The following is a 6,836-nucleotide window of genomic DNA, read 5'->3' on the forward strand; positions in this document are numbered from 1 at the left end:
CCTCCTCCAGCTGGCTCTCGACACGAACGCTCGGGGTGGACACATCGACGGCGTGGGCCTCCAGGCTCACGTCTACGACCTCGACACCGATGCGATCTCGGCCGATGACCTCGCCACGACGTTCGACAGCTTCGACGATGCCGGGCTGGACGTCCGGATCTCCGAGAACGACGTCACGGACAGCGAGGGGCAGGACGCCCAGGCGGAGCAGTACGCCACGGTCCTCGCCTCCTGCCTCCGATCGGACGCCTGCGTCTCCTACACGACATGGGGGGTGGACGATCGGTACGACTGGTACCTCGACGACGACGGCGTGCAGCAGGGCCACGACCTCCTGTTCGACGACGGAGAGCCGACGCCCGCGTACGACGCGGTCATGAGCGTCCTCGCCGACTGACCGTCGAGCAGTGCGGGCTGTCTCGGCGGGGGGACCGCACGGCGCCGGCCGTCTACAGCGCGAGAGTCGACCCGGTCTGCTCCAGCGCCAGTGCGATCGCCCGCCGCTGGAGGTCGAGGTCGAGCGCGTGGTCGCTGAGCCTGGCGTCGCCGATCGGGCCGCGGGTCTCCTTGAGCCGCTGCGGACCGCGGTAGGCGCCCGAGGGCGCCGTCGTGGCGGCGTCGAGGATCGCCGTCGCCCCCTGCGCCGACGACTGCAGGAAGACCGGTCCGGCCAGGCGGGCGGCGATGCGCACGGCGGCCCGCGCCCCCATGCCGTCGCGACTGGAGAACAGCCGCGTCGAGGAGACGCCCGGGTGGCACACCACCGACGCGAGCGGCGCCCCGGCCTCCGCGGCGAGGCGGTGCAGCTCGCGGCCGAGGAACACGTTGCCCAGCTTGCTGTTGCCGTACGCGCGCCGCGCGTCGTAGGACGCGGGATGGCCGGCCTCGAGGATGGAGCCGTCTCCTGCGTGGTGCGCCAGTGACGCGACCGTGACCACGCGTGCCCGCTCGGACTCCAGCAGCACGGGGAGCAGTCCGGCCGTGAGCGCGACGTGGCCCAGGTGGTTCGTGCCGTACTGCAGCTCGAAGCCGTCCTGGGTCGACCGCCGCGTCGGCGGGGCCATGACCCCGGCGTTGTTCACCAGGAGGTCGAGCGGCCCGCCCCATCGGTCGACGAGCGCACGCACGGAGTCCAGCGACGCCAGGTCGAGATGCTCCACGAGGGCACCGCGGCCGATCTCGTCCGCCGCTGCCTGCCCCGCTGCCACGTCGCGGCACGCCAGGACCACCTGAGCACCGGCGCCGGCCAGCTGCCGGGCGGCGTGGAACCCGATGCCGCTGTTGGCGCCGGTGACGAGCACCGTCGCACCGTCGACGACGCTCAGGTCCTGGTGGTGTCGCGCCATGCTCGACTCCTCGGGTCCGGCTCCTCCGGGCGGACGAGCCGGACCCATCGTGCCACCGTCGCCCTTCAGCCCTCGACGGCCGACGTCCGTCGCGCTGACGATCGTTCCGCCGCCCGCGTGCCCGGCGTCGGGAACCAGCGCCACACCACGAACGACTGACCCAGCGTCCACACCTGGCTGAAGACCCAGTAGACGAGGAGCCCCACCGGCACGAAGGCGCCCGCCGCCAGCAGCCCGACGGAGGACAGCGTGGGCATCAGGCGCGTGGCCTGCTGCACCGCCTCCGGCATGCCGTCCGTCGTCGTGTTGGGCATGGCGAAGAAGTGCTGCGTCGCGAACGACACGGCCGCGGCCACGACGGCGAGGGTCAGCACCACGGCGAGGTGCGAGCCGTCCTGACCGAGCACGCCGCTGTCGGCCAGGCCGGCGCCGAACAGCTGGGCGCGGTCGAACAGCGCCACCTGGTCGGCGTCCATCGACCCGATGGCCGAGCCGGCGGCAACGTCGGAGATCAAGTGGTACAGCGCGAACCAGACGGGCAGCTGCACCAGCACGGGCAGGCACCCGAGCCTCGAGACCCCGTGCTCGGCTGACAGGGCGCGCCTCTCCTCCATCATGGCGCGCAGGCTGTCGGGGTCGGTGCGCCCCTTGTAGCGCTGGGCGATCTCCTGCAGGTGGGGCCTGGCGACCGCCATGCGCCGCGCGTTGCGCACCTGGTGGACCGTGAGCGGCAGCAGCAGACCACGCACCACCACCACGATCGCGGCGATGCTGAGGCACCAGCCGACGGCACCACCGGGGTCGGCCCCGAGGTTCTCGGCAAGGGCGTGGGCGGTGGACATGAGGGTGGACAGGACGTGCTTCAACGGGTCGAGCATGGGGATCTCCTGGTCTGAGGGTCGGATCGGGCGCGTCGCCCGAAGGCGACCTCAGACCAGACCGGGAGCGCGCGGACGCACCGGCTGACGCACCGGGTCCGCGATGCGCGACGAGAGCACGGGCACCAGGGCCGCGACCTCGCCGCGGACCACCCCGACTCCGCCTGCGCGGTGAGCCACGACCACGCGCGAGCTCGCGGCGACGAGCAGGGCCGCAGCGATCGCGACCGCGACGCCCACCGTGGTGGTGGACTCGCCGGTCGCCGTGAGGCAGAGGACGAACGCGAGCAGCCCGGCCACCCGGCTGAGCATCGCGGTCTCTCGCATGCCGTCAGCATAGTGCCCGGTGCACGGCTCCCGGCCGGTCTAGACCTCCTCGCCCCAGCGTCCGAGCGCGTCGATCGCGTCGCGCAGGGCGAGTCCGCGCTCGGTCAGCTGGTAGGCCCGGGTGTTGTGCTTGAGGGGCAGGCGCGTCAGGACGCCGGCCGCCTCCAGCTCGCGCAGACGTGTCGCGAGCATGTTCGTCGGCGCCTGGAGGTCGCGCTGCAGGTCGCCGTAGCGGCGGGGACCGTCGAGCAAGGCCTCCACGACCAACAGGGCCCACCGGGACCCGACGACGCCGAGCGCCGCGGCGAGGTCGCTCACGCCTCGGGGTCGGCGTCCGGCTTCATCCAGAACGGCGAGTAGTGGTAGCCGTCGAGGTCGTCGAACTGGCGCTGGTACATGAACGGGTAGTCGTCGATGTCCCCGATCCGGCCCCCCGCACCGGCGGCCCGCTCCACGAGCGCGTCGACCTCCTCGCGGCTGCCGAGGTCGAACGAGACGGTGACCTTCGAGGGAGTGTCGGCGCCGCCGACCAGCTCCTCGACGCCGCCGACGGCCGCGTACATCTCGCGGCTGCCGAGCATCACGTACTGCGCGGACCCGATCTCGAAGCACGACACGTTGTGGTCGGACATCTCCTGGTTGAGGGTCCAGCCGAGGGCGGCGTAGAAGGCCGTCGCACGCTCGACGCTCTCGACCGGGCACGTGATGAAGAGGCTCATGCTGTTGATACTTGCAAAATGCAAGTGCGTCGTCAAGGATCATCGGTCGCCCGCAGCGCTCCGGCGAGCAGCACAGGCACGGCCCGACTCGACGATCGACGGTCCGACGCACTCAGGAACCCCGCGTCGCGCGCCTCATCCCGATGTCGGTCAGCCCGGGGCGCCACGCGCGGCTCGAGGACATGACCTGCCCGAGCACGTGCGTCCGCCGTCGCGCAAGCACGGCGGTCGGCTCACGACCCAGACCTTCGGACTGCCTGTCAGCTCGTTCCCATGCTGGGCCGGCCCAGCCGGGACGACCGGTGAGCCGGCCCAGCATCACGACGGGAGGTGGGCACGCGAGACATGACGAAAGCTGGAGAGCCCCCGGTCCGACTAGGATTCCAGTACGAACCAGGGGCTCTCATCTGCGGGGGTCTTACACAACTCCATCGCCGCAGGTCAGCGGCATGCTGCGAACCGCCTCCGGTAAACCCTCCACACAAAGATCCACGTTTGACCACACTTTTCCGGGTCGGCTTTGCGCCAGTTGCGGACAGCGAGCACGATCAGGCCGCCTCCGCGAGAGCGCCGACCAGCCGCGCTTCCTGGGGTTCGCCCCCTGAGACCTCTAGCGTGGGACCGTGTCCGACCACGCGGGGTGACCTGAGCGCCCTCCGGCGATAGAGAGCTTCCATGGCTAGCGACCCCGACCCCATCTCCGTGCTGTTCTACCGGGCGTCCGTCTTGGAGAAGGCCACGAAGCGGACGACGCAGGCCGACTGGACAGCTGCGCTACGAAAGGTCGCCGGGCTCCCTCTGGAGGAACGCACCCACGACGAAGGTCGCGACGTCTACGAGGCGCACACCGACGGGACCGGTGACATCGTCATCGTCGGCGCGCATCGGGCCATCAACACGGACTTCATGACACAGATCGACACCGACAGCGGTTCCATCCGCGATGTGCTCGACGAGGACTCGGCCCTCAGTGCGCAGCAGTTCGCGCACACCACGGTGATGGCCTTCCTCCCGCGCCACAACGCGGTGGCGGTCGCCCGGGGCGGTTCGAACGCTCCCCGGCAACGGGCGGCGGTCGAGACGTTCCTGACCAGGCACCTACCGCAGGAGCGCGGCCAGCACTGGCACGTAGAGGCCATCATCGCGCCGCCGCAGACCGACGAACTGCGAAAGGCCAAGGGCGTGCTGTCCCTTGAGGCCCGCTACGAGACCCTCCGCTTGCTCGACAGCCTGGAGCCGGCGGGGGGAGGCATCGCGTCCTACCTGGACCGCTTCGCGGGCGAGCTCGGTGGGGAGGTCATCGTCGACGTTAAGGTGCGCATCGCGAAGGACTCGAAGAACGGTGGGACAGCCCGCCGGTTCAAGGACATTCTCGTCAACGACCTGCCCCGGCTGCGCGGCGGCAAGAAGCCTGTACAGGCGCGGGTCGTGCATGACGACGACCGGACCGAACTGCTGGACCTCGTAGAAAGGAGGCTCGCCACGACCATCGAGCTTGGCGAGGACCATGTCTCGAGCCGGCGCTACTCCGCTCTGCTCGAGGGGCTGCGCGGCGTCAGTGCTGAGATGCAGAATCGAGTCAACGACATCCTGGGAGAGTGACTCGCATGGCCGAGAACTACACGTGGAAGGACGCGGTCGCAGAGCACCCGGCCATCGACCATGTCGTCCCCGCCCTCGCCGTGCTAGCCACACTCGCAGCACGCGAGGCAGTCACCCCTCCGAACTTCGACGCGTTCCTCGTCGGCGTTGCGACTGTGTCGGCGCTGGTGCTGACCGCTGCGACCTTCGTGTGCACGCTGATCTACCAGTCCGAGGCCACGGACCGCATGAAAGACGTGCGCCTTCGGTTCGCACCGGTCCTGCGGCGCAACTGGATGTCGATCTTCATCCTCGTCTTCGCCACGTCGGTCGCCCCGCTCGTCGCGCTGCTGCTAGTCGGCACGTGGGTCGCGCCTCTCGTGGGCGCATGGGCTCTGACGATGCTGACGATGAAGGCGCTGCGGACTGTGTACTGGCTCCACTACGTGCTGCTCACCCAGCACGTCGATGACGCACGGCCCCGCGCGGTCGTCCCCGCCGAGCGCATGAGCGCCTGACCGACCCTCAGCCCGATGACCGCCACTAGGACAGCGAGACCGCTACCGGGCACCCGGACTCGGATCGTATGGTGGCGCTGAAGGATGGAGGTGCCGTTCATGTCGTCACACTCGACGGTCGCGCGGGAAGTTGATGAGGTTTTCTCCGGTGCCCTCACCTACGACGACGCCGGCGTCGAGGCGCAGCGACGTGTTCGGCAGGAGTGGGACCTTCGCATGGCGCAGCGCCGCAGCCAGCTCGACTTCGCCGCCGAGTTCCGCGCACGGGGACGCAGCTGGTCCGAGTGCGACGACGACGGCAACGTGGTTATACGCCGATGAACGAGCTCGCCGAGCTGCTGAAGCCGTTCTGGTCAGAGGAGAAGGTCTGCCGCGAGCTCGCTCTCACCGCGGACGAGCTGCGCTCGCTGGAGACAGATGGCGGCATCCTCGCTCTGCCTACGTCGGACGCGACGCCAGTGCCGCTCTACCCCGTGGACCAGTTCGAGAGAGCCGCTGGCCGGGTTCGCGTGCGGCCTGCGCTGGGAGCGATGTTCCACGAGCTACGCCTCACCGATGCGTGGACGGTGGCGCTCGCGGTGCTCCGCACGCCGGCGCCCGAGCTGGATGACCGAACGCCGCTCGCCGCAGCCCGCGACGGCGCCGAGCCGGCACGACTCTCGGCGTTCGCTCGGCAGCTCGCAGCCGAGTTCCGGTAGCGCGGGAGCCAGCGACGGCACCGGTCGCAGAGTCAACTCGCGGCAGCAGGCAGGACTGCGGGAGCGATCTTGTCGGCGATGGTCTCGATGTCGTCCTCGGCGGTCGTGAAGCCAGCGAGGTCCGGGAGGATGCCGCTGTACTCGGCGACGTCAGCGAAGGTGACGCCGTCCAGCACGGGGATGAGGACGTCCTTGTGAAGGAGGGCGCCGAGCTCGCGCTGCGTCCAGAAGCGGCCGGTGAGGTAGGCAGGGGTCAGCACCGCGATGCCGGCGGCGGCCCTGCGCAGGCCGGCGTCCATCTGGAGAGACTGGCTCTTGCCCGGCTCAATGGCGACCTGGTCCAGCCAGGGCGTGACACCGCGCTCCCTCAACGCGTCTGCGAGCGCTGTCGCCGTCGTCTCCCCGTCGATGCGGGCGTAGCTGATGAAGACGTCGTACTCGACACCGTCGTCGAAGTTGATAGCGCCGTGGACGCGCTCGACCAGTGCCTCCTCGGCCGGTCGATACGTCACCGACGGAGACGACGCTCGAAGCTGCTTGTTCAGGTCCGCGATCACCTTCCGGTTGTGCGCGTCAGCCTTGCGGTTGTGGGCGTCGACGATTCGCTTGTTCGAGCGATTGGCCTTGTCGATCTCGCGGTTGACCTCCCTCTCGAACGTGCGGCTGGCCTTCTCAACCTCGCGCTTGAACTGCCGCTCGAAGTCGCGCTGAGCCGCGCGCATCTGCCGGTTGAACTGGCTGTTGCTGACCATGAGTGCTCCTTCACCTC

General features: G+C 69.7%; 11 protein-coding genes. 5 read left to right on the forward strand and 6 right to left on the reverse strand.

All coding sequences use genetic code 11. From position 1 onward, the window contains the following. On the forward strand, positions 1–397 hold a 397-nt coding region (locus ASF38_RS18405; protein WP_200914447.1), incomplete at its 5' end, for an endo-1,4-beta-xylanase. Between the two features lie 52 nt (positions 398–449). Here ASF38_RS18405 and ASF38_RS07570 read toward each other — a convergent pair. The 5 genes from ASF38_RS07570 to ASF38_RS07590 form a co-directional block, all read right to left on the reverse strand. Beyond that, positions 450–1,346: an SDR family NAD(P)-dependent oxidoreductase gene (locus ASF38_RS07570; protein WP_162237317.1), complete on the reverse strand. Its 897-nt coding sequence runs from the start codon at positions 1,344–1,346 to the stop codon at positions 450–452. Positions 1,347–1,411: 65 nt separating this feature from the next. Further along, positions 1,412–2,224, reverse strand: coding sequence for a membrane protein insertase YidC (yidC, locus tag ASF38_RS07575; RefSeq protein WP_056574905.1), 813 nt, complete (start codon positions 2,222–2,224; stop codon positions 1,412–1,414). Between the two features lie 51 nt (positions 2,225–2,275). Further along, on the reverse strand, positions 2,276–2,551 hold the full coding sequence (locus ASF38_RS07580) for a hypothetical protein (protein WP_055961264.1): 276 nt from the start codon (positions 2,549–2,551) through the stop codon (positions 2,276–2,278). A gap of 39 nt (positions 2,552–2,590) precedes the next feature. Continuing rightward, positions 2,591–2,869 (reverse strand): helix-turn-helix domain-containing protein, encoded by a 279-nt coding sequence (locus ASF38_RS07585; RefSeq protein WP_056574908.1) that lies wholly within the window; start codon positions 2,867–2,869, stop codon positions 2,591–2,593. Then, complete coding sequence (locus tag ASF38_RS07590; RefSeq protein WP_056551949.1) at positions 2,866–3,270, reverse strand: VOC family protein; 405 nt, start codon at positions 3,268–3,270, stop codon at positions 2,866–2,868. Before ASF38_RS07590 ends, ASF38_RS07585 begins: the two co-directional genes overlap by 4 nt. A 675-nt stretch (positions 3,271–3,945) precedes the next feature. On the opposite strand from ASF38_RS07590, the gene ASF38_RS07595 reads away from it, so the two are divergent. The 4 genes from ASF38_RS07595 (at position 3,946) to ASF38_RS07610 (ending at position 6,067) form a co-directional block, all read left to right on the forward strand. After that, entirely contained in the window at positions 3,946–4,872 is a 927-nt protein-coding gene (locus tag ASF38_RS07595) for a hypothetical protein (protein ID WP_056574911.1), read from the forward strand. Positions 4,873–4,877: 5 nt separating this feature from the next. Beyond that, positions 4,878–5,369, forward strand: coding sequence for a hypothetical protein (locus ASF38_RS07600; RefSeq protein WP_056574914.1), 492 nt, complete (start codon positions 4,878–4,880; stop codon positions 5,367–5,369). A 99-nt stretch (positions 5,370–5,468) separates the two neighbouring features. After that, a complete protein-coding gene (locus ASF38_RS07605) occupies positions 5,469–5,690 on the forward strand; it encodes a hypothetical protein (RefSeq protein WP_056575390.1) in 222 nt (73 codons plus the stop codon). Next, a complete protein-coding gene (locus ASF38_RS07610) occupies positions 5,687–6,067 on the forward strand; it encodes a hypothetical protein (RefSeq protein WP_056574916.1) in 381 nt (126 codons plus the stop codon). The genes ASF38_RS07605 and ASF38_RS07610 overlap by 4 nt, the downstream gene beginning before the upstream one ends. A gap of 32 nt (positions 6,068–6,099) precedes the next feature. Here the strand turns inward: ASF38_RS07610 and ASF38_RS07615 are convergent. After that, on the reverse strand, positions 6,100–6,836 hold a 737-nt coding region (locus tag ASF38_RS07615; protein WP_235497495.1), incomplete at its 5' end, for a toll/interleukin-1 receptor domain-containing protein.

The sequence above is a fragment of the Aeromicrobium sp. Leaf272 genome, assembly GCF_001422865.1.
GTDB lineage: Bacteria > Actinomycetota > Actinomycetes > Propionibacteriales > Nocardioidaceae > Aeromicrobium.